Raw genomic sequence first — 25,351 nt, forward strand, 5'->3', positions numbered from 1 at the left:
TGGACGTGCTCGGGCTTGGTGGTCCACTCGCAGCCGCCGCCCTCGTGCCGGAGGTAGGCGAGGCCGTTGAGGGTGTCCATGTAGACCCCTTCGACGACCCCGCCGGTGGGAGCACGGTGGCCGAGGTCGCGCACGACCTCGCCGACGGCCGGGGTGTAGGCGGGAATGCGGGGGCAGCTGGGCATGTTGGCTCCACTGGTTGCGCTGTGCGTCTGGATCACTACGACGCGTATCCATGGTGGGGTGGGAGGGGCTACGATCGGAAGGGCTTCAACTCTCTAGTCGGCCGGGCTTTAAGTGGAGCGATCTTGAACTGCCCAGAACTTGACCCAACGTCATCTCCGCTGGCGGCTTTCGCTGTTCAACTTCGCAGGTCACGAATGAACAGATCGCTGACTCAGGTCGGGCTTGGCACGTTGGTTCGATACTCCAGCGTCTACATCTCCAACGTGGAGCGGGCAAAGCAAGCCCCGAGCTTAAAGTTCGTCCAGCGAGCCGACGAGGCGCTGGCTGCCGGCGGTGCGCTTGAGCTGCTGTGGTGGAGCTGGAAGAACGGGGCGCTGATTCCCGGCTTCCCGGAGTACACGGCCAAGGAGCGCGAAGCGATCGCCATACGGTTCTTCGCAACAGGACTGGTGCCAGGCGTTCTGCAGCATCATGACTACTCCGCTGCGTACGAGGCCGCCATCGTCCGTCGCGGCGAGGCTACGCTCGCTCAGGCGGAGGAGCGACTGAGTCTTCTCGCCGTCCGGCAACGGCTGCTGGGGCGGGCCGTGACCATCCACGCCGTCCTGGACGAAGGCGTTCTCCGACGTCCGATCGGTGGCACGTCCGTCATGGCCCGGCAACTGACACACCTCGACGAGCTCTCGTCCCGGCCGAATGTCGTCCTCCAGATCGCCCCGTACAGCCTGGCTGAGGAGCGGCCCCTCTCGCACGCGGTGACTCTTCTGACCCTCCCCAATCGCGCGATGGTCGGCTACACGGAGACGCTTCAGCGGGGATTTCTGGAGCAGGACGCCGAGACGGTCACCGGATGGGCGAGAAAGTACGATCGGCTACAGGTGGACGCACTTCCCCGCGCGGACAGCCTGGCCGTGATCCACGAGGTACGGAAGGAACTTGAACGCCATGCACGTTGACCTGTCGGGCGCCAAGTGGCGCAAGAGTTCACACAGCGATGGTGGGGGCGGATGCATCGAGGTCGCGGACGGCCATGAGGGTGTGATGCCCGTCCGTGACTCCAAGGACCCTGAGGGTCCGGCGCTCGTCTTCCCGGTCGAGGCTTGGCGTTCCTTCGTCGCCGCGGTTCGGTCGGAGGAGTTCGGGTCCCTCTGACTCGGACATCTGTGGCCCCGACCGGGATCCTGGTCGGGGCCACCGTGTGTGAGATGGAGGACGTCGACGTTCGTTGGCTGCATCGATGTGCTTCGGGTGGGGATATTGGAGGCAGGATCCGGTCCCGCGCCGTCTGGAAGGACTCTGAACGCCATGGACGTTGACCTGTCGGGTGCCCGGTGGCGCAGGAGTTCCCACAGTGGGCAGGGTGGTGATTGTGTTGAGGCGGCTTCTGATCTCTCCGGCATAGTCCCCGTCCGCGATTCCAAGGATCCCGAGGGTCCGGCGCTTGTCTTCTCGGTGGAGGCTTGGCGTTCTTTTGTTGCCGCGGTTCGGTCGGAGGAGTTCGGGTCGGGCTGACTCGGTATCTGTGGCCCCGACCGGGATCCTGGGGTGGAGGGTGCCGATGTTCGTTGGCTGCATCGATGTGCTTCGGGTGGGGATATTGGAGGCAGGATCCGGTCCCGCGCCGTCTGGAAGGACTCTGAACGCCATGGACGTTGACCTGTCGGGTGCCCGGTGGCGCAAGAGTTCCCACAGTGGGCAGGGTGGTGATTGTGTTGAGGCGGCTTCTGATCTCTCCGGCATAGTCCCCGTCCGCGATTCCAAGGATCCCGAGGGTCCGGCGCTTGTCTTCTCGGTGGAGGCTTGGCGTTCTTTCGTTGCCGCGGTTCGGTCGGAGGAGTTCGGGCCCCTCTGACTCCGGCGCCGGAGGTCCCGACCGGCGGCCGTAGCGGGGAGGGCGGATGAATCATGTGTTTCGGCATGCAGCGCTTCAGGGCTCAGGGGAGAAGGCGGCCTGAGCCTCAGCGGCGGATCGGAAAGGTCCCACTTCACGTTCGTGCCGGCGTCGAAACAGCCTCGTCACCGGTGCGGTGCGTGCGCGCTCGATCATGGCCGGTTTCCGGAGTGCGGGGCAGACGGGCGGGGGGTGGGCGCCTACGCTGGGCGACCATGTCCACACCCGCCTCCGCGATGAGGCGTGTACGCCTCGTCGCCGCACTGACCTTGTTCCTCACCCTGCTGGGCTTCGGCGGGCAGGCTTTCGCCGCGCCCGCGCCCGCGCCCGCGTCCGAACCGCTGCCGCCGCAGTTCGTGATGAGCGCCGACCGTACGACGGTGACACCGGGTCAGATCGTCACCGTGTCCGTGACGTTCACCAACCGCCAGGCCACCCCGGTGAACTTCCTCTTCGCGTCGGTGAGTCCCGACTTCTTCTTTCCGGAGGGCTCCGGGGTGGCCCGCCACGAGTTCACCGGGTGCACCGCCGCCAGTTGGTGCGAATCCAACCAGTTCGGCATGAGCTACAACCTGACCACGCCGGCGGCCCCCGTGGCGCCCGGGGACAGCCGCACCGTGACGGTGTCCTTCCGGTTCGTGCCGGACGCGGACTGCACCTGGGCCACGAGCGTGGGCTTCTACCTGTCGTACGTCTACTACGAGTACGGCCAGGGCGTCTACGAGTCCTTGCCGCCCATCGCCTCGCCCACCTCCTTCGCCACCCTGGTGTGCCCGCCCGCGCCGTAGCACCGGCCCTCAGGCGGTCTCGGCGGTGATCCGCACGCGGCCGGGGTCGGCGGTGTGGAAGGCGGCGAGGGCCTGCGCCTCGGCGTGGACCTCCTCCCGTTCCGGGGCGGACAGCGGGCGCAGCGGTGTGACGGTGAGCTGTTCGCCGTGCAGGGTCCAGGTGCCGGCGACGCGTCCGTCGACGAGGACGGCGCGCCGGCCGGCGACGGACAGGCCGAGGTGGGCGTCGTCGATGATGCGGCTGCGGTCGTTGTAGCCGAGGATCGCGTTGTCGAAGGCCGGCAGGAACCGGACGGGTGCGGGGGTGTCCGGGTCCGGGCGCGGTGCGTCGGGCAGGTCGAGCAGTTCGCGGCCGCGTTCGTCGCGGAAGGCGACGAGTTCCCCGCGGACGGCCTTGACGGCGGCGGGCAGTCCGGCGAGGCCGCTCCAGGCGCGGATGTCCGCGGTGGCGGCGGGGCCGTGGGCGGCGAGGTAGCGCCGGACGAGCCGGCGTCCGACGGGATCGCCCTCGTCGTCGGCGAGCGGTGCGACGTCCTGCCCCAGCCAGGTGGCCAGCGGCAGGTTGCGGACGCCGGCCTTGGTTCGCCACAGGCCGCGGGGCGGGAGCTGGGCCATCGGGAGGAGAGCGGCGACGAGCAGTTCGCCGAGGGCGCGGCGCGGGGGTTCGGGCCAGCGGTCCTCGACCTGGCGGACCAGTTCGGCCATGGTGCGGGGCTGCCCGTCGGCCATGACCGCCCGGCCGGCGGCGGCGAGCTCGTCCAGGTCGACGTCCGCGAGTTCGCGCCGGTAGACGGCCGCGGCCCGCTGGCGCAGCATGGCGTCGTGGCGGGCCCGCCAGGCCAGCGCGTCGTCGGCGGTGACGAGGTGGACGGTGCGGCGCATCAGGTGCGTGCGTACGACCGTGCGCCCGGTGAGCGCGTCGTCCAAGTCCTGCGGCCGGAAGGCGTGCAGCCGGGACCACAGGCCGGTGAACGGCTCCTGGGGCTCCTGGGCCTGCATCCCGCAGAGGTGCGCCACGGCGTCGCGGACGGGGGTGTCCTCGCGTGCGAGCAGGTACTGGCGGGCGAGGGTGGCCCGGTTGAGGGCGCGGGTGTCCAGGACGGTCATGCGGGTCGTTCCTCGTGTCGGATCGGATGGGTGCCTGCCGGGGGGAGTGCTCCGGATCTGCCCGGCGCGGTGTCCACCGTCGCAGAGATGGCGGACAGCGGGTGTCCTACACACCGGCGCGCGGGCGCGCGGGCGGGTGGACGGGCGGGCGGGTGGACGGGCGTGCGGGTGCCCATGCGTGCGGGTGACGGGCCGGCTCGACCACGGCACCACCACCGACGGCGGCAGCCCGGTGACCACGCTCACCGCGCTCGCCGGCGTCGACAAGATCACCGACCCGTGGGCGGCGACCTCCGCCTGGTGACCTGACCCGGCCGCGCCCGTCCGCCGGAACCGGGGTGCCGGGTGCCGAGGGCCGGGGTACCGGGGGCCGGACGGACGGCGCCGCGTGCCCCCCCTGCCCGGGCGGCGGGGCCTACGTGGTCCAGACGAGGACCGCGTGCCGGTAGCGGGCCGTGGTGTGGAGGAAGTCGGCGAGGGCCCGGTAGTGGCCGGACGCCAGGTGGAGCGAGTCGTCGACCGCCCAGCCGCCGGGCAGCGGGACGGCGGCGGCGAGTTCGGCCGGGGTGATGCCGTCGACCAGCGCGCCCGGCGCGAGCGCGGCGAACGCGTCGTCGGCGGCGCCGACCCGGTCGGGGGTGAGGCAGCGCGGCGGGCCGTAGCCCCAGTCCCCGGCGGTGGTGAGTTCCTCCTCGCCGTGGATGACGTCGACGGGGAAGCCGTGGCGGCGGAGCAGGAATTCGAGCACCGGCCCGGCCCGCCCGGTCTCGTGCAGCCGACCCCGGGCGGCCGCCTCGTCCTCGTCCAGTTCGGCGACCCGTTCCCATGCCCAGTCGGGCTCCGCCGCCGCGCGCTGCAACTGGCTCGGGCTCAACCGCAGATACCGACCGCTCATGCTCATGGCCGTGAGCCTAGGAAGTCCGGACGCGCCGATCAACGGTCCGGCCGGATCCGATTCGGCGTCAGGTGGTGCAGGCAGTGCAGGCGGTGCGGTGGCCGGCGTTGTGCGACCGGGCGGATCTGCCGGCGCGGCCGACACCCACCGATGGTGTGCGGCGTGTGGTGCGTGGTGCGGGGGGTGTGGACGGACGGTGAATCAGTCGGGGCGCGCACGGTTCGGCGTCCTGGGAAGCCCGGCCGGGGCGGCCCCGGGGGAGGCCGCTCGGCCCGGTCAGGACCGCACCCCGGCGTCGATGACGAGCCGAAACCATCAGGTGATCATGTGGTTTGATGTGCGCTGCTGATCTTGAGGTGAAGAACGAAACGGGGCACCGACATGGACAAGTTGAAGCGGCACGGGCGCAGTCTCGCACTGGCGGGGGCGGTCGCCGCGCTCGCGCTGGGGGCGGGCGCGTGCAGTTCGGGCGGCGGAGCGGCGGTCCGGGCCGCGGTGGCGCTGTCCGAGCCGGACCAGGTGCGGGACGCCATGCCGAGCAAGGCCTCGCTCCCCTCGGGGTGGGGGCTCTCCTCCGGCGCGAAGCCGCCGCAGGTCATCGAGCAGTCCGAGGCGTCCAGCACCTGCCGGAAGAAGCTGTCGATCAGCTGCGCGGGTCTCCAGCTCGGCGGCTCCGTCCGCTACGAGCAGTCCTCCAACACCGACAACGACATCCGCTTCACCCTGCTGACCTTCGACTCCGTGGAGAACGCCGGCCCCGTCTACGAGGCGCTGGCGGCGTCGGTGGAGAAGGACGACAGCGACACGCGTGCGATCAAGCTGAAGGTGGCCGCCGACCAGTCGCAGGGCTTCGAGGAGCCCGCCGACTCGTCCGACTCCGCGAGCGGGGTCGTCGCCTCGTCCATGGTGATGCGGGTCGGCACCGTGGTGGCCCTGATCGAGCTCGACGAGGACGAGGCCGACCACAAGACCCTGCAGCAGTTCAGCACGCTGCAGGCGGAGCGGATCAAGCGCGTCCAGCAGGGCGCGAACCCGGACGCCTGACGTCCGCAAGTCCGTTGGTCCGGCGTGATTCTGACGCGACGTCAATCACGCCGCCTCCGGGCGGGGGTGAGATCCTCCGCCCGGAATTCGGTTGCGGCGCACGGAAGGTCGGGTACACACTCCGCCGGTGGCCGACATCACCGCCGAACTCGTCCGTGCGCTGGTCTCCGCGCAGTTCCCCGCGTGGGGCGCCCTTCCGGTCCGGCCGGTCGCGCGCCAGGGCTGGGACAACCGCACCTTCAGGCTCGGCGACGACCTGACCGTGCGCCTGCCGAGCGCCGAAGGCTACGTCGCCGCCGTCGAGAAGGAGGAGCGCTGCCTCCCGCTCCTGGCGGCGCACCTGCCGGTGCCCGTGCCGGAGCCGGTCGCGTCCGGCCGCCCGGGGGAGGGCTACCCCTTCCCGTGGTCGGTCCGGCGCTGGCTGCCGGGCGACACCGTCGACGCCGCCGCGGCCCCGACGGCCTCCGGGGCGTCCACGGCCGCCACGGCCGCCACGGGCTCCGGCGCCGTCGACCGTGTCCGACTGGCCCACGACCTCGGCGCGTTCCTGACCGCCCTCCGCGCGGTTCCGGCCGAGCGAGGACCGGCCGGCGGCCGCCACTCGTACTTCCGGGGCTGCCACCCGAGCGCCTACGCCGACGAGGTGGAGCGCGCCCTCGTCCTGCTCGGGGACTCCGTCGACGCCGCCGCCTGCACGGCCGTCTGGCGGAGCGCCCTGACCACGGCCTGGCCGTTGCCCCCGGTGTGGTTCCACGGTGACGTCGCCCCGGGGAACCTCCTCACCGGCGGCGGAAGGCTCTCCGCCGTCATCGACTTCGGCACCTGCGGCGTCGGCGACCCGGCCTGCGACCTCGTCATGGCCTGGACGTACTTCGGCGGCGACGAGCGGAAGGCCTTCCGGGAGGCCGTCGGCCTCCCCGACGACGCCTGGCGGCGGGCTCGCGGGTGGGCGCTGTGGAAGGCGCTGGCGACGATGGCCGGCCTCTCCAGCCCCGACCCCGAGGGTCTCCAGGCCCGGGTCCTCACCGAAGTCCTCGACGACCCTGTCGTCGACTGACGGTGATGATGTTCATGAGCGGTTCCCCGGACAGGTCCGACCCGTCGACTGACTGACGTCTCGACTGTTCGACGGGCCGGACCGTCGGGAGGCGCACAGCCGGCGCATTCCCCGGAAGCCTCCGTGTCCGACCCCCGGCCCGTCGCGGCTCCACGCCGGAGCGACCGACGCAAGTGGCGTACGTCGTGTCCCGGGCATAGCTTGGGAGAAATCGAGTACCGAGAACGCCGGCGTCCGCTGTTCGAACGGCCGCAGGACGCGGGGAACTGCTCGAATCGCACCCGAGGGCGGGGAGGGAAGGGTGCGGGAAAGGTTGCGGACCACATGTTGTCCCCGGATGAACAACGCCGAAGGCTGGAGAGCGACCTCCGCCAGCATGCGCATCGCGTTGACTGCATCAACGAGGAGCTTCGGAACCTCAACAACGAGCTGAGGATCCACACCGTCCTGTTGTCGCTCGGGCGGGACGAGAAGCTTCTGTCCTTACTCGACCGGTTGCGCGACGACGAGGCCATGGCACGCGGCGCGCGTGAAGGCGGCCGCTCGTTCTTCGAGCAGCAAGGTGTCAGGCTTCCCCCGGAGATCCAGACGGTGACCGGCGCCCTGACCGGCCAAGGGGCAAGGCTCCGTGGCGTGTTCCTGGACGACGCCGGGCGGGAGTACGAGGTGGTGTGGGACTCGCGCCGCGGGTTCGACGTGCATCCCGAGGTCCGGGCGAAGAACCCGCTGAACCTCAACCTCTCCCACACGAAGGAACGAACCCAGCTGAGCACGGACTTCACGCTCGCGGGGACGGGATTCACCCCCCACGGGCAGGTCGCCATGAACATCTTCATGGAGCCGGGGCTCAGCGTCCCGAGCAGGGACATCGGAAACGTGACCGCCAACCACCTCGGCGAGATCGACAAGTTCCACCGCGCCTGGTACCTGCACGGGCCGGATCCTCAGACGAGGAACCCGGCTTTCGTCGCGCGCGACGTGACGGAGGACCAGGCTGCCATCGACGAGGTTTCCAGCGCCTCCTGGTATCCCCTGTTGTGATTCGCCGACCGCCGAGCCGCCGCGGGGAGGCCGGTCCGGTCGGTCCGGTCAGTCCGTCACGGTCCGGTCAGTCCGTCACGAGGCGGTCGACCGCGGCGTTGACGAGTTCGTGGCGCTCGGCTTCCGAGAGGACCTCGGGCAGGGTGAGCTGTTCCACGATCAGCCAGTTGAACGCCAGGTAGAGCAGCCGGACGGTGTTCTCGTCGCCGGGCAGGCCGGAGGCGATGTGGTAGGCGATGTTCGCGTCGAGGTCGGCGCGGACCCGTTCGGTCAGGACGGCCCGCAGGTCCGGGCGGCGGGTCGCTTCGAGCCGGAGTTCGAGCAGCGCCAGGTAGCCGGTGCGGAACGCGCTGACCCGGTCGACGAGTTCGTGCATCGACGCCACGTACGACTCCCGGTCCGTCGCGCCCGCCTGCTGGCGGGCGATGGCCGACTCGTCGGGGCGGAGGCGCTCGTAGACCCGGGCGCTGGCCTGGGTGAGCAGGTCGTCCCGGTTGGCGAAGTAGTTGGAGGCGGTGCCGACGGGGACGGCGGCCTCGGCGTCGACCGCCCGGAAGGTCAGCCCGCGGGCGCCCTCCCTGGCCAGCACCTCGATCGCGGCGTCGACCAGAGCGGCCCGTCGCTCGGCGTTCCTGCGCGCCACTGACACCACTCCAGTCGTAGTACTACGTTTCAACTACTTCGGTCAGAGTACTACAGATGAAGGAAGTGCATGCGAAAGCTCGTGCACTCCGATCCGGCCGGCACCGGCACCGGCACCGGCACCGTGACCGTCACCGTCGTCGGCACGGACCCGCTCGCGCCGGTTCGCGCGCTCAAGCAGGAGGAGGGCCAGGACGTCTGGCTCTGCGGCGGCGGGTACCCTGGCCGGCGCGCTGCTGCCCGAGATCGACGAACTGATCGTCAAGAGCCACCCGGTGCCGCCGTGGTCGGTCGGCGGTCGGCGGGCGTCGGTCGGCGGGCGTCGGTCCTGGTTGTCGGTGGCGAGCCGTCAGCCGAGGATGAGACGCGCGATCTGGTTGTGGACGTAGAAGCCGCCCTCCTGGCCGGGGATCGGCAGGAGGTTGAACACCTCGCTGAACAGCATCGGCTTGTCGAAGGCGCTGTCGACCGCGATCGTGCCGACGACCGTCACCAGCACGCCGCCCCCGGGTGACGGCTGTGCGTCCACGGTGCTGATGCGGTGCTTGACGGCGGCCAGTTCGGGCCTGTTCAGGGCTGCGGCGATGCCGGTGGCGCCCTGTACCCGCCGGCTCTCCCAGGTGAGCACGGACTCGGGCCGGTAGAGGTCCTCCAGCCCGGCCCGCGTCTCGGGGCCGCCGTCGAAGGCGCCGTAGTAGTGCCGGACGAAGGCGTCGGCCACCGCGTCGAAGTCAGCCATGCGCAGAAGGTACCAGCACGCTCACGTGCCGTTCGCGGACCGGCGGACGCCGACGTTCGGAGCGCCGGGGGCGGCGCCGAGGGGCGGGCGGTCGCCCCGGACCAGCGCGGCAAGGGCGAGTCCGGCGGGACCGTCTGGAGCCGGACCGGGTCGTCCTGCCCGGCTCGGGCCACCAGGTCCGCGCGCCGGGTCCGGCCCGTCAGGTCCGTCAGGCCCGTCAGGAGCGCGCCCGGGCGACGACGGCCACGGCCGTCTCGGCGAAGAAGAACCGTCCCTCGGCGGCCGCCTGCCGGAGGGCCGCGTCCCAGTCCGCGATCTCCGCCGGGGAGACCGGACTCCGACCCCGGGACGCGGAGTCCGCCAGCGCCTCGCGGATGTGGCCGACCCGGCGGGCGGCATGGCCGGACAGCTCGGCCGAGGTGGTCACCAGGGGGACGACGGCCTCGACCGCCAGCGGTGAGGCCCCGAGCAGTCCGGGGAGCTTGCGGCCGATCCGGCCGTCGACGTTCTCCATCCACGGCTGCTGGTCGTCGGTGAAGGCGTGGCAGACCCGGCGGTCCAGTTCCCGGGGCGCGCCCGCGATCATCAGCGAGTCGAAGTCGATGTGGGCCACCACCGCGCGTCCGCCCGGCCGCAGCACCCGCGCCACCTCGCGCAGGAGCGCGGCCGGATCCGCCAGGCACTCCAGGACGTTGTAGGAGACCACCGCGTCGACGTTGCCGTCCGCGAGGGGGAGCGGCTCGTCGAGGTCGGCCACCCGCAGGTCGGTGCCGCCGGGGTGGTCGGCCAGCACGGTCCGGGCGGCCTCGACAGCGGCGGCCGACCGGTCGAACCCGATCAGACGGGCGGCGGGGAACCGGTGGGCGAAGGCCGCGAGCGTGGGTCCGCGTCCGCACCCCAGATCCGCCACCAGGCCGTCCGGGGGCGGCTGAGCGGAGTCCACCAGTAACCGGTGTATCGCTTCTTCGGTCTCGGACACGGTTCTCCTCTTTCAACGGCACGGGACGTCAACGGCACGGGCGAGTCGGCACGGGACGTCATCGGTACGGGCGAGTCGGTGCGGCCCTCGGTGACCACACCGTCCCGGGACGGCAGGAGGTCGGGCAGGTGGACGCCGTCGCCCACCGGTGGGCGCGCCCCGGGCCCTCGCCGCCCGGTTCCCCCGGCACACGGGATGCCGGGGGAGGAGCAGGGGCGAGGGCCCGGGGTCGACGGTCCGGAACCCGAGGGCTCAGGAGCTGAGGGTGATGCTGTACGCCTTGCGGAGCGTCTCGTGCACCGTCCAGGTGGTGCGGTCGCCCTCGTGGAGGATCGCGGCGTCGCCGGGGCCCACGTGGAGGGTCGGGCCGTTCTCGAACTCGATGGTGGCCCGGCCGCTGATCACCACGAACAGCTCCTCCGCCTCGGTGTCGGTCACGACGCCCGGGGTGATCTGCCAGATCCCCTGGATCTGGCGGCCGTCGGCGGACTCCCGGAGGACCTTGCCGGTGATCTGCGGGGTGCCGGAGACGATCTGCGCCGGGTCGAGGGGCTCGATCTCCAGGTCGGCGTCGGGGATGTTCACGGCGAAGCTGGCGGTCATGGGGTGCTTCCTTGGTGACGTGGGGGCGGTGGCGGGTGGCAGGCGGCGCGGAGCCCTGGCAGCCGGGTCGAGCGGGTCGAGCAGGTCGAGCGGGTCGGCCGGGTCAGCTGTCGAAGCCCAGACCGAGGCGGTCCAGGCTCCTGAGCCAGAGGTTGCGGTGGCCCGCGCGCTCGTCGGCCCTGGCCAGGGACCACTTGGTCAGGCCGATGCCGGCCCAGCGCACCGGCTCGGGCGGGAAGGGTAGCGGCTTGCGGCGCACCATCTCCAGTCCGGTCCGCTCCGTGTGCTCGCCGGCCAGCAGGTCGAGCATGACCTCGGCGCCGAACCGGGTGGCGCCGACCCCGAGGCCGGTGAAGCCGGCGGTGTACGCGACCCGGCCGCGGTGCGAGAGGTCGAAGAAGGCGGAGAAGCGGGTGCAGGTGTCGATGGCGCCGCCCCAGGCGTGGGTGAAGCGCACGTCCGCCAGCTGCGGGAAGGTGCGGGCGAAGTGCCGGGCGAGGGTGGCGAAGGTCTGCGGGCGCTGGTCGTGCTCGGCGCGCACCCGGCCGCGGTAGTGGTAGACCGCGTCGTAGCCGCCCCACAGGATGCGGTTGTCGGCGGAGAGCCGGACGTAGTGGAACTGGTTGGCGGAGTCGGCGAAGCCCTGGCGGTTGCGCCAGCCGACGGCGGCGAGCTGCTCCGCGCTGAGCGGCTCGGTCATCAGCGCGTAGTCGTAGACCGGCACGGTGTACGGGCGGTGGCGCCGGAGCAGCGACGGGAAGGCGTTGGTCGCGAGGGCGACGCGCCGGGCGAGGACCCGGCCGTACGGGGTGCGGACCGCGACGCCGGGGCCGGACTCGGCGAGGGAGAGGGCTCGGGTGTTCTCGTGGATGCGGACGCCGAGGTCCAGGCAGGCCCGCTTGAGGCCCCAGGCGAGGCGCGCGGGGTCGACCATGGCGACGCCGTCGCGGTCCCAGGCGGCGCCGAGGAAGGTCGGGGAGTCGATCTCGGCGCGGACGGCGTCGGTGTCGAGCAGGGTGAGCTCGGTGCCGTGGCGGGCGGCGAGGGCGGCGTACTCGCGCAGCTCGTCGAGCTGGTGCGGCTCGGTCGCGACGGTCATCGAACCGGACCGCTGCCAGTCGCAGTCGATGCCGTGGCGGGTGAGGGTGTCCTCGATGGCCTGCAGGTTCTCGGCGCCGAGGCGCTCCAGGCGGGTGAGCTCGCCGGGCCAGCGCTGGTGGCCGTTGCCGAGGCCGTGGGTGAGGCTGGCCTCGCAGAAGCCGCCGTTGCGCCCGGACGCGGCCCAGCCGACCTCGTGCCCCTCGACCAGGACGACGTCGAGGGAGGGGTCGCGCTCCTTGGCGATCAGGGCGGTCCAGAGGCCGGCGTAGCCGCCGCCGACGACCAGCAGGTCGCACCGGGTGGGGCCGACCAGGGCGGGGAGCGGCCGGGGGCGGTCGGGGCCGTCCAGCCAGAACGGAGTGGGCAGGGCGTCCTGGAGGGCGCGGACGGGGTCCATGGGGGAACTCCTCTGGTGCTGGGAGGGGGCGGGCCTCCGGTTCCCGCCATGAGACCTTCGGGTCCACCACTAGGTCAATAGCGTTGACATAAGCCTCGCCGGCGCGACGCGGGCCCGCCCGCACCCCCTCCGACGTCGGGTTCTAGGCCCCGCCCGCACCCCGGCCCCTGCCCGTACCGGCGCCGCCCACGCCCGTACCGCCCCCGCCCGTACCCCTGCCGCTCCCGCCGTCCCCGCCGCCCGCGCCGGTGCCCGCGCCGGTGCCCGTACCGCCGCCCCCGCCCGTCGCCGCCAGCCGGGCGGCCGCCGCCTCCAGCAGCAGCTCCAGCGCGAACGGGTACCCGCTGCGCCGCATGTCGAGCGCCAGCAGGCCGGCGGTCGCGGCGATGTTCGGGTGGGTGGAGGCGTCCAGCCGGCCGTACCGCGCCTGCCAGACCTCCAGGTCGGCCGCCTGCGCCGCGGGCGGTAGGGCGAGCGCCGCCGCGTCGAGCGCCGCGAACGCGAGGCCCTGGTCGACGAAGGCGTGGTAGATCCGGACCGCTTCGGCGTCCGGGAAGCCGGCCCCGCGCAGCACGCCGAGGATCCGCTCGACGGCCCGCATCTCGTGCTCGCGCCCGGTGGTCCGGTGGGCGGCGAGTATCGCGGCCTGGGGGTGGGCCTGGTAGGACGCGTGCAGGCGCAGGCCGATGTCGCGCAGGTCGGCGCGCCAGTCGCCGGTGGGCTGCCAGCCCTTCTGGGCACGGCCGACGAACTCGTCGGCGAGGGCCAGCAGCAGGTCGTCGGTGCTGTGGAAGTAGCGGTAGATCGCGCTCGGGTCGGCGCCGAGGGCGGCACCGAGTCGCCGGACGGTCAGCGCCTCGGCGCCGTGGCGGCCGACCAGCCGCAACGTGGTCTCGACGATCAACTCCTCGGACAGGACGACGCCCTGCTTGGTGGGTCTTCTGCGCCGCCGCTGCGGCTCGGGGACAACTCGCTCGGCCATGGCGGGAGCTTATGACAACAGCATTGACGTGTGAACGGGCTCAAGGGTTTCATGGCTCGCCAACCGGCCGTTCGGCCGCATCCTGGACGAACGCCCCCACGCACCCCCCCGCATCCCCCACGAACACCCCTCCCACGAAGATCTCCGCACGGCCCCCCACGCGTCTCCTCGCGAACCCGCGTCTCCTCGCGTCCCCTCGCGAACCCTCCACGCGTCCCGTACGCATCCCCCCACGAGCAAGGTGGTGATCCTTTGGCCGGCACGTCCACGGACACGGGCAACGGTCCGAGAAGCGGCGCCCCCGGTGCCCCCGCGGCGATGCGCCGCTCCATCGGCATCGGCGGCAGTGTCACCATCGCGGCGACCACCACCGCGGCCACCACGAGCATCGGCATCGGGCTCGGTCTGACGGCCGGCGTCGTCGGCCTGCACCTGCCGGCCATCATGCTGCTGGCCTTCCTCCCGGTGCTCTGCATCGCCGGCGCCTACGGGCGGCTCAACCGCGTCGAGCCCGACGCGGGGAGCAGCTACAGCTGGATCGGCCGAACCCTCAACCCCTGGCTGGGCTTCCTCTCCGGCTGGGTCAACACCCTCGGCACCATCGTCTTCATGGCCTACACCACGACGGTGACCGGCTCGGCGCTCGTCCAGCTGGCCGACCAGGCCGGCGTGCGCAGCGTGGCCGGGCTGCGGCTCGACCCGGACTCCACCCTCCAGTGCACCCTGATCGGCCTGGTCGTCCTGGTCGCCGCCGCGCTGGTGGCGGTGCGCGGGCTGGACCTCGCCGCCCGCCTCCAGAAGTACCTGCTGGTCTTCGAGTACGCGGTGCTGCTGGCCTTCTGCTTCTGGGGCCTGTTCGCGGGGGATCAGCCGTTCTCCCTCCAGTGGTTCAACCCCTTCGACATCCCGTCGACCGAGGCGCTCGCCCAGGGGATGGTGCTCGCGGTGTTCTGCTACTGGGGTTTCGAATCGGTCTTCAGCGTCGGCGAGGAGGTCCGCGAGCCGCGCGAGGCGTCCCGCGCCGGATTCATCGCGCTGGCCATGATGCTCGGGCTGTTCCTGCTCGCCGGCACCGCCTTCCAGCGGGTGCTGCCCGTCGAGGAACTGGCCGACAACGGCGCCCAGGGCCTGACGTACTTCGGCGAGAAGCTCGCCGACCAGCCGCTCGCGGCGCTCCCGCTGATCGCCCTGACCTTCTCGGCGATCGCCTCGCTCCAGGCGTCCGTCATCCCGACCGCCCGCGGGATGTACGCGATGGGGCGCGACGGCACGCTCGGCCCGGTCTGGATGCGGCTGCACCCGAAGCACGGGACCCCGGCCGTCGCCACCCTGCTGATCACCGCCATCGCCGTGGTGCTCGCCCTGCTGTCGGTGGGCATCCCGGTCGTCGGCGACCTGATCTCGGCCGCGGTCAACGCGATCGGCATCGTCGTGGCGCTCTCGTACGCGCTCACGGCGATCGCCGCCGCCGTCCGCTTCCGGCACCTGCTGCGGACCGCTCCGGCGGAGGGGCTGCGCGCGGTCGTGGCGCCACTGGTGGGCGCGGCAGTCCTGCTGGCCGTCGGCGGGTACCTGGTCCGGACGTTCTACGTCTCCGCCGACCACTTCGAGGCGACCCCCGACAACGGCTGGTTCAACCTGCTGGTGCCCGGACTGATGATCGCTTCCGGACTGGTCGCCGCCGCCTGGTCCCGCTGGTACCGCCGATCCCCGTACTTCTTCCCGCAGTCCGGCGGGGCCGACGGCACCGCGCTCGACGGCACGGCGGTCCACGGCGCCGCGGCGTACCTCCCGGCCGACGGCCCGACCGGTACCGCCCGTGCCACCGCCTCCACCGGCAGCACCGGCAGCACCGGGACCGGCAGCACCACCTGACCCGTCCGCTGACCCGTCCGGCGCTCGCGGCGGCCGGCGGCGGCCCGTCCGCAGGCCGCCGCGGGCCGCCGAGCCCCACCCCGGCCGGGCACCCCCGGCCCGTCACGAAACCGACTTGGAGCACCATCCATGACCAAGGCCGATCTGCTCTTCACCCACGGACCAGTCCACACCGGGGACCCCGCCCGCACCCGCGCGACCAGCCTCGCCGTCACCGGCGAGCGCATCACGGCCGTCGGCCACGACGAGGTGAGGGAGCTGATCGGACCGGGGACCGAGGTGGTCGACCTGACCGGCAAGCTGCTGCTCCCCGGGTTCCAGGACGCGCACATCCACGCCGTCGGCGGCGGCCAGGAACTCGCCGAGTGCGACCTGACCGGCACGGTCGGCGTCGAGGAGTACCTGCGGCGGGTGCGCGAGTACGCCGACGCCCACCCCGACCGGCCCTGGATCACCGGCAGCGGCTGGTCCCTGGAGAGCTTCGAGGGCGGCCTGCCCGACCGCCGGCTCCTCGACTCCGTCGTCCCGGACCGGCCGGTCTACCTGACCAACCGGGACCACCACGGCGCCTGGGTCAACAGCCGCGCGCTCGAACTGGCCGGCCTCGACCGGAACACCCCGGACCCGGCCGACGGCCGGATCGAGCGCGACGGCGACGGCACCCCGAGCGGCGTCCTCCAGGAGGGCGCCACCGGACTGGTTGCCAGGCTCGTCCCGCCCCAGACCGCCGCCGACCGGCTGGCCGGCCTGCTGCGGGCGCAGCGGCTGCTGCACTCCCTCGGCATCACCGGCTGGCAGGACGCGCTGCTCGGCGCGTTCAACGGCCAGCCCGACCCCTCCGACGCCTACCGCACCGCCGCCCGCGACGGCTCGCTGACCGCCCGGGTCACCGGCGCGCTCTGGTGGGAGCGCGACCGGGGCGCCGAGCAGATCCCCGAGCTGGTCGCCCGCCGCGAGGAGCTGACCCGGGGGCGCTTCCGGGCCACGGCCGTCAAGATCATGCAGGACGGCATCGCGGAGAACTTCACCGCCGCCATGACCAGCCCGTACCTCGACGGCTGCGGCTGCGCCACCGGCAACAGCGGCCTGAGCTTCGTCGACCCGGTGGCGCTGCGCTCCCACGTCACCGAACTGGACGCGCTCGACTTCCAGGTGCACTTCCACGCGCTCGGCGACCGCGCGGTGCGCGAGGCGCTCGACGCCGTCGAGGCCGCCCGCGCCGCCAACGGGTGGCGCGGCACCCGGCACCACCTCGCCCACCTCCAGGTCGTCCACCCGGACGACCTGACCCGCTTCGCCCGGCTCGGCGCGATCGCCAACATCCAGCCGCTGTGGGCCGCCCACGAACCGCAGATGGACGAGCTGACCATCCCCTTCCTCGGCCCCGAGCGCGCCGCCTGGCAGTACCCGTTCGGCGCGCTGCAGCGGGCCGGTGCCACCCTCGCGGCGGGCAGCGACTGGCCGGTGAGCAGCCCGGACCCGATCGCCGGGATCCACGTGGCCGTGAACCGGATGGAGCCGGAGGCGACCGACGGCCGGGTGTTCCTCCCCGAGCAGCGGCTCGACCTCGCCTCCGCCGTCGCCGCCTACACGGCCGGCGCGGCCCATGTGAACGGCCACGACGACGCCGGCAGCCTGCGGGCCGGCCACCTCGCCGACCTGGTCGTCCTCGACCGCGACGTCTTCACGGCCCCGGCCGAGGAGATCGCCCGGGCCCGGGTCCTGCGGACGTACGTCGGCGGGACGCTGGTCCACGCGGCCGACTGACCCCCGGCGGCTGCTCCCGGCCGCCGCTCCCGGCCGCCACCTCCGGCGGCCGCCCCCCGACTGCCCCCTGCGAGGGCGGCGCCGACGGCGCCCGGACGCGACCCGTTCGGGCGCCGTCCTCGTGGAGCCCCCCCGGGCGCCCGGGCCCTCGTCCAGGGCTCCCCGGACTCCCCGGTGTCCGGGTCCCCGCCCAGGGCACCCCGGGCTCCCCGGCCCCTGAAGCGTCGGGCGCGCCCGGACCTACGGGGCCGCCGGGACGACCGCCACCCCGCTCAGGGCCCGGAAGTCCCCGCCCGAGGCGATCACCTGCTGCTCACCGGTCGCCCGGTCGACCCGGAAGAGGACCCGGATGCCGTCCAGCGCCTCGTTGTCGGTGATCAGCAGGTTGCCGTCGGCTTCGATCGCGAGCGAACCCGGCGCGACGAAGCCGCCGCCGGAGGCCACCACGCTCTGCGCACCCGTCACCGGGTCCACCCTGATCACGCCGCCGCCGAAGCCGTCGAACGCGTTGGCGTCGACCACCAGGATCCCGCCGTAGCCGTCGACCGCCACGTCCACGGGGCTGCGCAGCTCCCCGCCCTCCGCCACCGTGGTCCGCGCGCCGCTGGCCGGGTCGATCCGCACCACCCGGGCCGCGTGGTCCCGTTCGGCGGCGGGGCCGGCCTGTTCGACGACGAGGACCGAGCCGTCCGGTGCCACGCAGAGGCCGGCGGGCCGCTGCGGCGGGTTGCCGCCGGCGTCGCCCGGCGCCAGCACGCTCTGCCCGCCGGTGGCGGGGTCGACGCGGAGCACGGCGCCGGGACCGGTCGCGAAGAGGTCGGCGACCAGGACGCCGCCGCCCGCCTCGACGGCGACACCGACCGGGCTCGCGAACCGGCCGTCCGCGGACACCTCCGTCTGCTTCCCCGAGACCGCCGAGATCCGCAGCAGGGCGCCGCCGCCCGGGAAGGGCCGGTCCTTGGTCACCAGCACGTCGCCGCCCGCCCCGACGGCGATCCCGGTCGCCCCCTGGAGGTCGCCGGCCACCGAGAGCAGGCGCACCGCACCGGTGGCGGGGTCGACACGGAACACCGCCCCGGCACAGCTGAAGGCCTGCGAGTCGCTGAGCAGGATCGTGCCGGCGGGGAGCTGTTCCTGGACGGTCATGGCGACTCCTGGGGAGAGGAAGGGGGACCACGGTCACCTAACCCCACGCCCCGCGACCGCCGCCCGCGCCGCTCCTCGCCACGCCGCCCCGCCGGCGGCCGAACCGCCCGTTCGCAGCACCCGACGGAGCCTCGCCGGACGGACCCCGGCGGACGTCCGCCTCCTCCAATTCGATCACCCGGGCGCGCCGTTCGGCGATGCCCCGGTCCCGCGGGGCGGACGTTCAGGCCGTCGGCGGCCGCCCCGCCCCGTCCGTGAACCGCCGCACCGAACCGGTCAGCCGGCCGGCTCCGGACCCACCGCGGCCCGGTGGCCCCGCGCGTCCCGGAGCCGGTCCATCGACGGACGTCCGTCGGCGACCGGCGTGCCGTCACGCCGCCGCGGGCTCGCGGTCGCCGCGGTCCGGCCCGGTCCCCGACACCTGCCGCTCCGCGGCCTCGACGTACGCGCGGAGGGCCTGGCGGGAGCGGGTGAGGGCGTCGATGTGGTCGTCCAGCCCGTGCAGGCGTGCGCGCAGGGTGTCCAGCAGCTCGGGGCACGGCTCGAAGGCGGGGACGGCGCCGACGGCGCAGGGCAGCAGGAAGGCGATCTCCTGCGTGGAGAGCCCGGCGGCGAGCAGCCGTCTGATCTGGGTGACTGTCAGCACGTCGGCGTCGGCGTACTCGCGGTAGCCGCTGGGACCGCGGCCGGGCCGCAGCAGGGCCTGGGCCTCGTAGTACCGGAGCTGGTGGGTGTGGACCCCGGTCCGGTGGCTCAACTCCCCGATCAGCACCTGCGTTTCCCCCTTGACCTTCACACCGGTATGAAGGTTCACGATACTGCCATGACCACCGAGCACACCGAGCACACCGAGCAGACCGAGCACGCCGAGCACGCCGCGCACGCCGAGACGGCCGGGCTCGCGGAAGCGACCGCGCAGGCCGAGCAGGCCGCGACGACCGGGGCGCCCGCGGCGGCGCCCTTCGACCCGCGCGCGCTGCTCGCGGCGAGCAGCCTGGGCGTGCTGGCGACCCTCAAGGCCGACGGCCGCCCGCAGCTGTCGCCCGTGATGCCCTACTACGACCGGGAGGCGGAGCTGCTGTACGTGTCGATGACGGAGGGGCGCGCCAAGACGGTGAACCTGCGCCGCGACCCGCGTGCCGCGCTGGAGGTGACCCGGGCGGACGGCTGGGCCTGGGCCACCGCCGAGGGCACGGTGACGCTGTTCGGGCCGGGGACCGACCCGCACGGGCCGGAGGTGGCGGCGCTGGTCGACTACTACCGCCGGGCCGCCGGCGAGCACCCGGACTGGGACGAGTACCGGTCGGTGATGGTGTCCGACCGGCGGGTGCTGATGGTGCTCAAGGTCGAGCACGTGTACGGCGACGCGCTGAACTGACGGCCCCTCGACGGCCCTCGACGGCCCTCGACGGCCCCTCGGCGGTCCGTTTCCGGAGCCGGAGCCGGTGACGGAGCCGGTGACGGAGCGGGTGACGGCGGCCCCGGGAACGGAGCGGGTGGCGGCGGCCCCGGGAACGGACCAGGGGGCCGGGAGCACGGTCCCGGCCCGGCGGCGGACCGGACCCGGCTCCCGGTGGCGGGGTCGTCCTGCGCGCGGACGTGCCGACGGGTCGTCACATGGTCCTCTGGAGACCGGCCGGGGAACCCCGGAAAGCCTTCCAGTACAGGAGCCACGTCCCGTGAACGAGCACGCAGCGCACCGGTCCGCCCCGCCCCGGCAGCGACCGGGAGGGCACCGCAGGACGGCCGCGGCGGCGGTCGTCGTGGCCGCCGCCGCCATGACGGCCGGCACGCTGGTCCAGCCGGCGTCCGCGAGCGCGCCCTCGGCGTCCGCGAGCGCCCCGCCGGCGGACGTCTCGGCCGCCGCCCGGCCGGACACCGTCCAGCGGGGCCTGGAGCGCCTGGTGCGCGAGGACGGCGTACCCGGCGTCCTGGCCGCGGTCAGGGGCCGCGACGGCCGCACCCGCAACCACACCGCCGGGGTCGGTGACCTCGCCACCAAGGCGAAGGTGCCCGTCGACGGGCAGGTGCGGATAGGCAGCAACACCAAGACGTTCACCGCGGTGGTGGTGCTCCAGCTGGTCGGCGAGGGCAAGGTGGCGCTCGACGCGTCCGTCGACACCTACCTGCCCGGCCTGGTGCGCGGCGACGGGATCGACGGGCGGAACATCACCGTCCGCCAGCTGCTCCAGCACACCAGCGGCCTCCCCGAGTACGTGGACCGCGAGGCCGCCCTCACGGACAAGGACCGCTACTCCGAGCCCCGCGACCTGCTCGACCGGGCCCTCGCCGGGAAGGCCCACTTCGCACCGGGCGCGAAGTGGGAGTACAACAACACCAACTACCTGCTGGCCGGCCTGATCGTCCAGAAGGTGACGGGCCGTCCGGTCGGCGAGGAGATCAACCGGCGCGTCGCCGAGCGGATCGGGCTGCGCCACACCTACTTCCCCGTCCCGGGGGACAGGACGATCCGCGAGCCCCACCCCAAGGGCTACGCCCGGGCGACGGAGACCGGGCCGCTGCGCGACTACACCGAGCTGGACCCCTCCTGGGGCTGGGCCGCCGGTGCGATGGTCTCCACCAACGGCGACCTCAACCGGTTCTTCACCGCACTGATCGGCGGCCGCCTCCTCGCCCCCGCGCAGCTGGCCGAGATGCGCACCACCGTGCCCGCCCCCGAGGTCGGCCCGGGCGTCGGCTACGGGCTGGGCCTGGTGAGCAGGCCGCTGTCCTGCGGCGGCGTCTCCTGGGGCCACGGCGGGACGATCCCGGGCTTCCGGACCGGCGGCGGCGTCACGGACGACGGACGGGCCGTCAGCATCGCGGTGACCGTCCTTCCGACCCGCGAGACCGACGAGCACGTGGACGCGCTGGTGGATTCGGCCCTGTGCCGCTGAGCCCACCGCCGGTCCTCCGGACCCACCGGTGGGTCCACCGGTGAACTCACCGGTGAGCCCTCGACGCTGAACCCGCCGCCGGGCCGCGGCCGTCCGCTCCGGTGGAGGCCGCGGCCCCCGGCTGCGCAGTCACGCTCTCAGCGGTAGAACGTCCGTCCGGCGGCGCCGGACGAGACCGACCAGACCTCGACGATCAACCCGCCGGAGACCCTGAGGACGTCGACTCCGCTCCTGGCGACCTTCCCGCCGTCCTCGGTCTCGAAGCTCGCGTGGTAGGGGCGCGCGACAAGTCCGGTCGGTGCGCCGTCGGCAGACGTGAGATCGACGACGGCGGTCCCCTCCGCGGCGAAGAGGAGCCCGGCGTGGGACTCGTGCCAGGCGGCGACGGTCCGGGCGAGCTGCGGCGGGGTGCGGATCCCGTCGAAGGCGTCGGTGCCCGCCTGTGCGTAACGCAGCACGAATTCGGGCGCCATGATCTCGTCGACGAGACCGAGGTCACCGTTCCACATGGCCGTCCACTGGTCGAACAGGCCGGTACCGAACGCGCGCATGCCGTCGTCGCCCACAACAACCCCCCGGGTCAAGGATCTTCGTAACCCGAGGACGGTAGCAACCACCTGTGACAATCACCGGTGCCCGCGCTCCCCGGACGTCTCCTCGGCCTCGCGGGCGGTCCCAGGCGTCCACGTGCCGCTCTCCGCCCGGTCGGCCGCCGTGACGGGCCGGTACATCGTGGTGACGGCGCCGAAGCCGAGCAGGGTGCGCAGGTAGGGCGTCCGCTGGGTGCGGGCGGCGGCGAAACCGTGCCGTTCGTAGAGGGCGCGGGCGCGCGGGTTGACGTCGATGACGTCGAGCCGGACGCGCCGGCAGCCGGCCCCGGCGGCCACGGCGACGACCTCGGCGAGGAGCAGGCTGCCGATGCCGAGGCCGCGCCGGGCCGCGTCCACCGCGATGCCGTCCATGACGAGCTCGCCCGGTTCGGGGGTGCGCTCGAAGAGGGCGAGGACGGCGAGCCGGGGGAGGCCGCGGAAGAGGCCGTAGGCGGCGAGGACGTCGCCGACGTCGCCGCCGGTCAGGCCGCGCCCGCCGAGCTGGTAGCCGGCCACGCCGACGACCTGCCCGCCGTGGAGGGCGACGATGCCGCGGTCGTGGTGGAGGTGTCCGGCGATGAAGGCCCGTCCGGCCTCGGGCGGGTCGAGGGCCGGGCCGAGCTTGCGGCCGAAGGCCTCCCAGTAGAGCGCCGCCACCTGTCGTTCGCTGCCGGCCGGGACGGCGCGGAGCACCGTCGGCGGCACCGGTGGGCGGCCGTCGTCTGCCGGGTCCCTGTCGTTCGGCGTCACGCTGCGCCCCTCTCGTCGGGTCTCGTCGGTTCTCGCCGGTTCTCGTCCGGCTGGTCGAGCTTGCGCGATCGATCCTATAACGTTCATTCTCGAAACGAGCGTTTTTCAAGCGATAGCTCTGGAGGGGATCCCATGGGTCAGCGCAGGGGTGGCACCGTCGGCCGCGCGGTGGAGGGGGAGGGCGGGAGCCGGAACGGACCGGCCCGGCTGGCCGACGTCGACGCGCTGCGCGGATTCGCGCTGTTCGGCATCCTGACCGTCAACATCACCTACCTGGCCTCCGCCTACCACGGCACCGGTGTGGACGAGCCGGGGTTCGACTCACCGCTCGACACCGGCGTCCGGCTGCTCGTGGCGCTGCTCTTCGAGGCCAAGTTCTTCCTGCTGTTCTCGTTCCTCTTCGGCTACAGCTTCACCCTCCAGCTCGACTCCGCCGAACGGCGCGGCGCCCGCTTCACCCCGCGCTTCCTGCGGCGGCTGGCCGGGCTGTTCGCACTCGGGGCGCTGCACGCGGTGGTGCTGTTCCCGGGGGACATCCTCACCACGTACGCCGTGCTCGGGCTGATCCTGCTCGCCCTGCACCGGATCCGGCCGAGGACCGCCGTGCGCACCGCCGTCGTCCTCTTCGCCGTCACCTCGGCCGCGTACGCGCTGCTCGCGCTCGCCCTGCGGGGCGCCGACGGGGGAGACCGGGCGGCGACGGCAGCCGACGCCCAGCGCGCCACCGAGGCCCTGCGCGGCGGGTTCGGCTCGGTGATCGGGGCCCACCTCGACCAGCTGCCGGACGTCGTCCTCCTGCTGGTCTTCTTCCAGGCCCCGGCGGCACTCGCGGCCTTCCTGCTCGGGCTCGCCGCCGGCCGGCACCGGGCGCTGGCCGACCTCGGCCGGCACGACCGCACGCTCCGCCGGATCCAGGCCTGGGGCTTCCCGCTCGGGCTGCTCGGCGCGGCGGTGTACACGTACTCGGCGCTCCGGCACCCCGGCGCCGCCGCCCAGGTGCTCGCGCTCGGGGTGGACGTGATCACCGCGCCGCTGCTGGCCGCCGCCTACGCGGCGACCGTGCTGCGGGCCGCCCGGGGGCGGCACGGCCGCCGGATGGTCGCGGCGCTGGCGCCGGCCGGGCGGATGACCCTGACCAACTACCTGACCCAGTCGCTGGTCTGCGTCCTCGTGTTCACGGGCGTCGGCGCCGGGCTGGTCGGCAGGGTCCCGCCGCCGGGTGTCGCGCTGATCGGTGTCGCGCTGTTCGCGGCCCAGGCGGTGTGCTGCCGCTGGTGGCTGGCCCGCCACCCGTACGGGCCGGTGGAGTGGCTGCTGCGCGCGGTCACCACGCTCTCCCGGCCGCGCTGGCGCGGTGCGGCGGAAGGAGCGGCGATGGCGGCCGGAGCGGCGGGGTCGCCGGGGTCGGGGGAAGTGACGGGGGCGACGGGGGCGACGGAAGCGACGGAGGCGACGACCGGGGCCGCCGCGGCGGGCCCAGAGCGCCTCAGCTGAAGTCGAACGGCCCCGTGCGGGTGCGCTTCGGCTCGGAGAAGGCGGGGTGGCCGGCCGGCAGCCGCACCCGTCGAAGACCCGCAGGGCCTCCTCCCCGCGCGGTACCGAACGGAGAACGGGCCCGAGGAACGCGGTGCCGTCGATGTGGAGGGTGGGCGTGCCGACCTCCTCGCCGACCGGGTCCGCGCCCGCGTGGTGGCTGCGCCGCCACCCGGCCGGCTCGGGAGCGCCGCCCGGCCGGTTCGTCCCATCGTGCGGCGTCCTGCCCCTGCCGCCCGGCCCCTGCCTTCCGGCCGCGACCCGCCCGGCCGCGACCCGCCCGGGCGTCGGGGGCCGTCCACGGGGTGACGTTCCGTCACGGCCCGCCGCCAGGAGGCCCGGTCCCGAGCGCACGGCCCGCAGGCGGGCCGGAGGGGGTCGCGCGACCGCGTGGTTCCGATCATGGGCGACTAAGCTGCCGCCCCGTCAAGCCCTCGCGAAGCCCTCGCGACGGGCGGTTCGGAACGAGGGCGGGAGCCAGAAGATGATGGGACCGGCGCATTCGCTGTCGGGCGCGGCGGCGTGGTTGGGCGCGGGAGCGATCGCGGCGGGGTTCGGTGAGCCGATGCCGTGGCCGGTGCTGCTGGCGGGCGCGCTGATCTGCGCGGGCGCCGCACTGGCGCCGGACCTCGACCACAAGGCGGCGACCATATCCCGGGCGTTCGGCCCGGTGTCGCGGATCCTCTGCGAGGTGATCGACAAGCTCTCGTACGCGGTCTACAAGGCGACCCGCAGCAAGCACGACCCGCGCCGCTCCGGCGGTCACCGGACGCTCACCCACACGTGGCTCTGGGCGGTGCTGTGCGGCGCGGGCGCGTCCGCCGTCACCGTGTACGGCGGGCGGTGGGGCGTGCTGGCGGTGCTCTTCGTGCACATGGTGCTGGCGATCGAGGGGCTGCTGTGGCGGCACGCCCGCGTCTCCAGCGACGTCCTGGTCTGGCTGCTCGGGGCGACCAGCGCGTGGATGCTGACGTACGTGCTCGACAAGCCCGGCAACGGCTCGCTCTGGCTGTTCGACCAGCCGGGGCAGGAGTACCTGTGGATCGGCCTGCCGATCACCCTCGGCGCGCTGGTGCACTGCCTGGGCGACGCGCTGACCGTCTCGGGCTGCCCGGTGCTCTGGCCGATCCCGATAGCGCGCAAGCGCTGGTACCCGCTGGGCCCGCCGAAGGGGATGCGCTTCCGTGCCGGCAGCTGGGTGGAGCTGAAGGTGCTGATGCCGGTCTTCATGGGCGCGGGCGGTCTCTGCGCGGTCGGCGCGCTGGGGTACTTCGGCTGACCCCGTCCGTCCTGTGAGCCCCGGGCCGGGGGAGTGCCTCCGGCCCGGGGCTCCGTCGTGCC

27 protein-coding genes and 2 pseudogenes are annotated in these 25,351 nt (G+C 73.5%); 15 read left to right on the plus strand and 14 right to left on the minus strand.

What is annotated here, in order from left to right:
• Positions 1 to 185: hypothetical protein (locus tag AC067J_RS14390; RefSeq protein ID WP_478298991.1), on the minus strand; the 185-nt coding region annotated here is incomplete at its 3' end.
• A 21-nt stretch (positions 186 to 206) separates the two neighbouring features.
• Between AC067J_RS14390 and AC067J_RS14395 the strand changes: the two genes are divergently transcribed.
• The 5 genes from AC067J_RS14395 to AC067J_RS14415 all read left to right on the plus strand — a co-directional run bounded on the left by AC067J_RS14395 (position 207) and on the right by AC067J_RS14415 (position 2,865).
• Positions 207 to 1,142, plus strand: a complete 936-nt coding sequence (locus AC067J_RS14395) for a helix-turn-helix domain-containing protein (protein WP_478298992.1) — start codon at positions 207 to 209, stop codon at positions 1,140 to 1,142.
• The gene (locus AC067J_RS14400) at positions 1,132 to 1,338 is read left to right on the plus strand and encodes a DUF397 domain-containing protein (RefSeq protein WP_478298994.1); all 207 of its coding nucleotides are present in this window, start codon (positions 1,132 to 1,134) and stop codon (positions 1,336 to 1,338) included. The genes AC067J_RS14395 and AC067J_RS14400 overlap by 11 nt, the downstream gene beginning before the upstream one ends.
• Positions 1,339 to 1,491: 153 nt before the next feature.
• Positions 1,492 to 1,698, plus strand: coding sequence for a DUF397 domain-containing protein (locus tag AC067J_RS14405; RefSeq protein ID WP_478298996.1), 207 nt, complete (start codon positions 1,492 to 1,494; stop codon positions 1,696 to 1,698).
• A 133-nt stretch (positions 1,699 to 1,831) separates the two neighbouring features.
• On the plus strand, positions 1,832 to 2,038 hold the full coding sequence (locus AC067J_RS14410; RefSeq protein ID WP_478298998.1) for a DUF397 domain-containing protein: 207 nt from the start codon (positions 1,832 to 1,834) through the stop codon (positions 2,036 to 2,038).
• A 254-nt stretch (positions 2,039 to 2,292) separates the two neighbouring features.
• On the plus strand, positions 2,293 to 2,865 hold the full coding sequence (locus AC067J_RS14415) for a hypothetical protein (protein ID WP_478299000.1): 573 nt from the start codon (positions 2,293 to 2,295) through the stop codon (positions 2,863 to 2,865).
• 9 nt (positions 2,866 to 2,874) lie between these two features.
• Here AC067J_RS14415 and AC067J_RS14420 read toward each other — a convergent pair whose 3' ends face one another.
• The gene (locus AC067J_RS14420; protein ID WP_478299002.1) at positions 2,875 to 3,972 is read right to left on the minus strand and encodes a winged helix DNA-binding domain-containing protein; all 1,098 of its coding nucleotides are present in this window, start codon (positions 3,970 to 3,972) and stop codon (positions 2,875 to 2,877) included.
• Between the two features lie 178 nt (positions 3,973 to 4,150).
• Between AC067J_RS14420 and AC067J_RS14425 the strand changes: the two genes are divergently transcribed.
• Entirely contained in the window at positions 4,151 to 4,276 is a 126-nt protein-coding gene (locus AC067J_RS14425) for a hypothetical protein (RefSeq protein WP_478299004.1), read from the plus strand.
• A gap of 111 nt (positions 4,277 to 4,387) precedes the next feature.
• Here the strand turns inward: AC067J_RS14425 and AC067J_RS14430 are convergent, their stop codons facing one another.
• On the minus strand, positions 4,388 to 4,873 hold the full coding sequence (locus AC067J_RS14430) for a DUF1877 family protein (RefSeq protein WP_478299006.1): 486 nt from the start codon (positions 4,871 to 4,873) through the stop codon (positions 4,388 to 4,390).
• A 375-nt stretch (positions 4,874 to 5,248) separates the two neighbouring features.
• On the opposite strand from AC067J_RS14430, the gene AC067J_RS14435 reads away from it, so the two are divergent.
• From AC067J_RS14435 to AC067J_RS14445, 3 genes are all read left to right on the plus strand, one after another.
• Positions 5,249 to 5,911 carry a hypothetical protein gene (locus AC067J_RS14435; RefSeq protein ID WP_478299008.1) on the plus strand — a complete coding sequence of 221 codons (663 nt, stop codon included), beginning with the start codon at positions 5,249 to 5,251 and terminating at the stop codon, positions 5,909 to 5,911.
• A 127-nt stretch (positions 5,912 to 6,038) separates the two neighbouring features.
• Complete coding sequence (locus AC067J_RS14440; RefSeq protein ID WP_478299009.1) at positions 6,039 to 6,968, plus strand: aminoglycoside phosphotransferase family protein; 930 nt, start codon at positions 6,039 to 6,041, stop codon at positions 6,966 to 6,968.
• A 324-nt stretch (positions 6,969 to 7,292) separates the two neighbouring features.
• Positions 7,293 to 8,009, plus strand: coding sequence for a hypothetical protein (locus tag AC067J_RS14445; RefSeq protein ID WP_478299011.1), 717 nt, complete (start codon positions 7,293 to 7,295; stop codon positions 8,007 to 8,009).
• 67 nt (positions 8,010 to 8,076) lie between these two features.
• Here AC067J_RS14445 and AC067J_RS14450 read toward each other — a convergent pair whose 3' ends face one another.
• From AC067J_RS14450 to AC067J_RS14475, 6 genes and pseudogenes are all read right to left on the minus strand, one after another.
• Positions 8,077 to 8,652, minus strand: a complete 576-nt coding sequence (locus tag AC067J_RS14450; protein ID WP_478299012.1) for a TetR/AcrR family transcriptional regulator — start codon at positions 8,650 to 8,652, stop codon at positions 8,077 to 8,079.
• 348 nt (positions 8,653 to 9,000) lie between these two features.
• Positions 9,001 to 9,390: a nuclear transport factor 2 family protein gene (locus tag AC067J_RS14455; protein ID WP_478299014.1), complete on the minus strand. Its 390-nt coding sequence runs from the start codon at positions 9,388 to 9,390 to the stop codon at positions 9,001 to 9,003.
• Positions 9,391 to 9,607: 217 nt separating this feature from the next.
• On the minus strand, positions 9,608 to 10,369 hold the full coding sequence (locus tag AC067J_RS14460) for a methyltransferase domain-containing protein (protein WP_478299015.1): 762 nt from the start codon (positions 10,367 to 10,369) through the stop codon (positions 9,608 to 9,610).
• A gap of 252 nt (positions 10,370 to 10,621) precedes the next feature.
• Positions 10,622 to 10,972 (minus strand): cupin domain-containing protein, encoded by a 351-nt coding sequence (locus tag AC067J_RS14465; RefSeq protein WP_478299017.1) that lies wholly within the window; start codon positions 10,970 to 10,972, stop codon positions 10,622 to 10,624.
• 103 nt (positions 10,973 to 11,075) lie between these two features.
• The gene (locus tag AC067J_RS14470) at positions 11,076 to 12,470 is read right to left on the minus strand and encodes an NAD(P)/FAD-dependent oxidoreductase (RefSeq protein WP_478299019.1); all 1,395 of its coding nucleotides are present in this window, start codon (positions 12,468 to 12,470) and stop codon (positions 11,076 to 11,078) included.
• Positions 12,471 to 12,756: 286 nt separating this feature from the next.
• Positions 12,757 to 13,452, minus strand: a pseudogene (locus AC067J_RS14475) (TetR/AcrR family transcriptional regulator); the annotation flags it as partial.
• A 318-nt stretch (positions 13,453 to 13,770) separates the two neighbouring features.
• Here AC067J_RS14475 and AC067J_RS14480 point away from each other — a divergent pair.
• Both AC067J_RS14480 and AC067J_RS14485 read left to right on the plus strand, forming a co-directional pair.
• Positions 13,771 to 15,327 (plus strand): APC family permease, encoded by a 1,557-nt coding sequence (locus AC067J_RS14480; RefSeq protein ID WP_478299532.1) that lies wholly within the window; start codon positions 13,771 to 13,773, stop codon positions 15,325 to 15,327.
• Between the two features lie 129 nt (positions 15,328 to 15,456).
• Positions 15,457 to 17,094, plus strand: coding sequence for an amidohydrolase (locus AC067J_RS14485; protein WP_478299021.1), 1,638 nt, complete (start codon positions 15,457 to 15,459; stop codon positions 17,092 to 17,094).
• A 240-nt stretch (positions 17,095 to 17,334) separates the two neighbouring features.
• Here the strand turns inward: AC067J_RS14485 and AC067J_RS14490 are convergent, their stop codons facing one another.
• Both AC067J_RS14490 and AC067J_RS14495 read right to left on the minus strand, forming a co-directional pair.
• Positions 17,335 to 18,240, minus strand: coding sequence for a Vgb family protein (locus AC067J_RS14490; RefSeq protein WP_478299023.1), 906 nt, complete (start codon positions 18,238 to 18,240; stop codon positions 17,335 to 17,337).
• Positions 18,241 to 18,610: 370 nt separating this feature from the next.
• On the minus strand, positions 18,611 to 19,012 hold the full coding sequence (locus AC067J_RS14495) for a MerR family transcriptional regulator (RefSeq protein ID WP_478299534.1): 402 nt from the start codon (positions 19,010 to 19,012) through the stop codon (positions 18,611 to 18,613).
• A 204-nt stretch (positions 19,013 to 19,216) separates the two neighbouring features.
• Here AC067J_RS14495 and AC067J_RS14500 point away from each other — a divergent pair, with 204 nt between their 5' ends.
• Positions 19,217 to 19,618: a PPOX class F420-dependent oxidoreductase gene (locus AC067J_RS14500; protein WP_478299536.1), complete on the plus strand. Its 402-nt coding sequence runs from the start codon at positions 19,217 to 19,219 to the stop codon at positions 19,616 to 19,618.
• Positions 19,619 to 19,919: 301 nt separating this feature from the next.
• A complete protein-coding gene (locus tag AC067J_RS14505; RefSeq protein ID WP_478299025.1) occupies positions 19,920 to 21,137 on the plus strand; it encodes a serine hydrolase domain-containing protein in 1,218 nt (405 codons plus the stop codon).
• A 137-nt stretch (positions 21,138 to 21,274) separates the two neighbouring features.
• On the opposite strand, the gene AC067J_RS14510 is transcribed toward AC067J_RS14505, so the two are convergent.
• Together AC067J_RS14510 and AC067J_RS14515 are read right to left on the minus strand one after the other, a co-directional pair.
• Entirely contained in the window at positions 21,275 to 21,688 is a 414-nt protein-coding gene (locus AC067J_RS14510) for a nuclear transport factor 2 family protein (RefSeq protein ID WP_478299027.1), read from the minus strand.
• A gap of 75 nt (positions 21,689 to 21,763) precedes the next feature.
• Entirely contained in the window at positions 21,764 to 22,477 is a 714-nt protein-coding gene (locus AC067J_RS14515) for a GNAT family N-acetyltransferase (RefSeq protein ID WP_478299029.1), read from the minus strand.
• Positions 22,478 to 22,609: 132 nt separating this feature from the next.
• On the opposite strand from AC067J_RS14515, the gene AC067J_RS14520 reads away from it, so the two are divergent.
• Complete coding sequence (locus AC067J_RS14520; RefSeq protein ID WP_478299031.1) at positions 22,610 to 23,971, plus strand: DUF418 domain-containing protein; 1,362 nt, start codon at positions 22,610 to 22,612, stop codon at positions 23,969 to 23,971.
• Here AC067J_RS14520 and AC067J_RS14525 read toward each other — a convergent pair.
• Positions 23,964 to 24,178: pseudogene (locus tag AC067J_RS14525) on the minus strand (mycothiol-dependent nitroreductase Rv2466c family protein); the annotation flags it as partial. The gene AC067J_RS14520 and the pseudogene AC067J_RS14525 sit on opposite strands and share 8 nt — an antisense overlap.
• Positions 24,179 to 24,494: 316 nt before the next feature.
• Between AC067J_RS14525 and AC067J_RS14530 the strand changes: the two are divergent.
• Positions 24,495 to 25,289, plus strand: a complete 795-nt coding sequence (locus AC067J_RS14530) for a metal-dependent hydrolase (RefSeq protein WP_478299033.1) — start codon at positions 24,495 to 24,497, stop codon at positions 25,287 to 25,289.
• Positions 25,290 to 25,351: the final 62 nt, after the last annotated feature.

The sequence above is a fragment of the Kitasatospora sp. NPDC042419 genome (genome assembly GCF_056437345.1).

What these genes read in the sequence shown, in the direction of transcription:
- AC067J_RS14400 (WP_478298994.1), top strand. Translation starts at nt 1,132, where the DNA reads ATGCACGTTGACCTGTCGGGCGCCAAGTGGCGCAAGAGTTCACACAGC.
- AC067J_RS14405 (WP_478298996.1), top strand. Translation starts at nt 1,492, where the DNA reads ATGGACGTTGACCTGTCGGGTGCCCGGTGGCGCAGGAGTTCCCACAGT.
- AC067J_RS14410 (WP_478298998.1), top strand. Translation starts at nt 1,832, where the DNA reads ATGGACGTTGACCTGTCGGGTGCCCGGTGGCGCAAGAGTTCCCACAGT.
- AC067J_RS14415 (WP_478299000.1), top strand. Translation starts at nt 2,293, where the DNA reads ATGTCCACACCCGCCTCCGCGATGAGGCGTGTACGCCTCGTCGCCGCA.
- AC067J_RS14420 (WP_478299002.1), bottom strand. Translation starts at nt 3,972, where the DNA reads ATGACCGTCCTGGACACCCGCGCCCTCAACCGGGCCACCCTCGCCCGC.
- AC067J_RS14430 (WP_478299006.1), bottom strand. Translation starts at nt 4,873, where the DNA reads ATGAGCATGAGCGGTCGGTATCTGCGGTTGAGCCCGAGCCAGTTGCAG.
- AC067J_RS14435 (WP_478299008.1), top strand. Translation starts at nt 5,249, where the DNA reads ATGGACAAGTTGAAGCGGCACGGGCGCAGTCTCGCACTGGCGGGGGCG.
- AC067J_RS14445 (WP_478299011.1), top strand. Translation starts at nt 7,293, where the DNA reads ATGTTGTCCCCGGATGAACAACGCCGAAGGCTGGAGAGCGACCTCCGC.
- AC067J_RS14455 (WP_478299014.1), bottom strand. Translation starts at nt 9,390, where the DNA reads ATGGCTGACTTCGACGCGGTGGCCGACGCCTTCGTCCGGCACTACTAC.
- AC067J_RS14465 (WP_478299017.1), bottom strand. Translation starts at nt 10,972, where the DNA reads ATGACCGCCAGCTTCGCCGTGAACATCCCCGACGCCGACCTGGAGATC.
- AC067J_RS14470 (WP_478299019.1), bottom strand. Translation starts at nt 12,470, where the DNA reads ATGGACCCCGTCCGCGCCCTCCAGGACGCCCTGCCCACTCCGTTCTGG.
- AC067J_RS14480 (WP_478299532.1), top strand. Translation starts at nt 13,771, where the DNA reads ATGCGCCGCTCCATCGGCATCGGCGGCAGTGTCACCATCGCGGCGACC.
- AC067J_RS14485 (WP_478299021.1), top strand. Translation starts at nt 15,457, where the DNA reads ATGACCAAGGCCGATCTGCTCTTCACCCACGGACCAGTCCACACCGGG.
- AC067J_RS14490 (WP_478299023.1), bottom strand. Translation starts at nt 18,240, where the DNA reads ATGACCGTCCAGGAACAGCTCCCCGCCGGCACGATCCTGCTCAGCGAC.
- AC067J_RS14510 (WP_478299027.1), bottom strand. Translation starts at nt 21,688, where the DNA reads ATGCGCGCGTTCGGTACCGGCCTGTTCGACCAGTGGACGGCCATGTGG.
- AC067J_RS14520 (WP_478299031.1), top strand. Translation starts at nt 22,610, where the DNA reads ATGGGTCAGCGCAGGGGTGGCACCGTCGGCCGCGCGGTGGAGGGGGAG.
- AC067J_RS14530 (WP_478299033.1), top strand. Translation starts at nt 24,495, where the DNA reads ATGATGGGACCGGCGCATTCGCTGTCGGGCGCGGCGGCGTGGTTGGGC.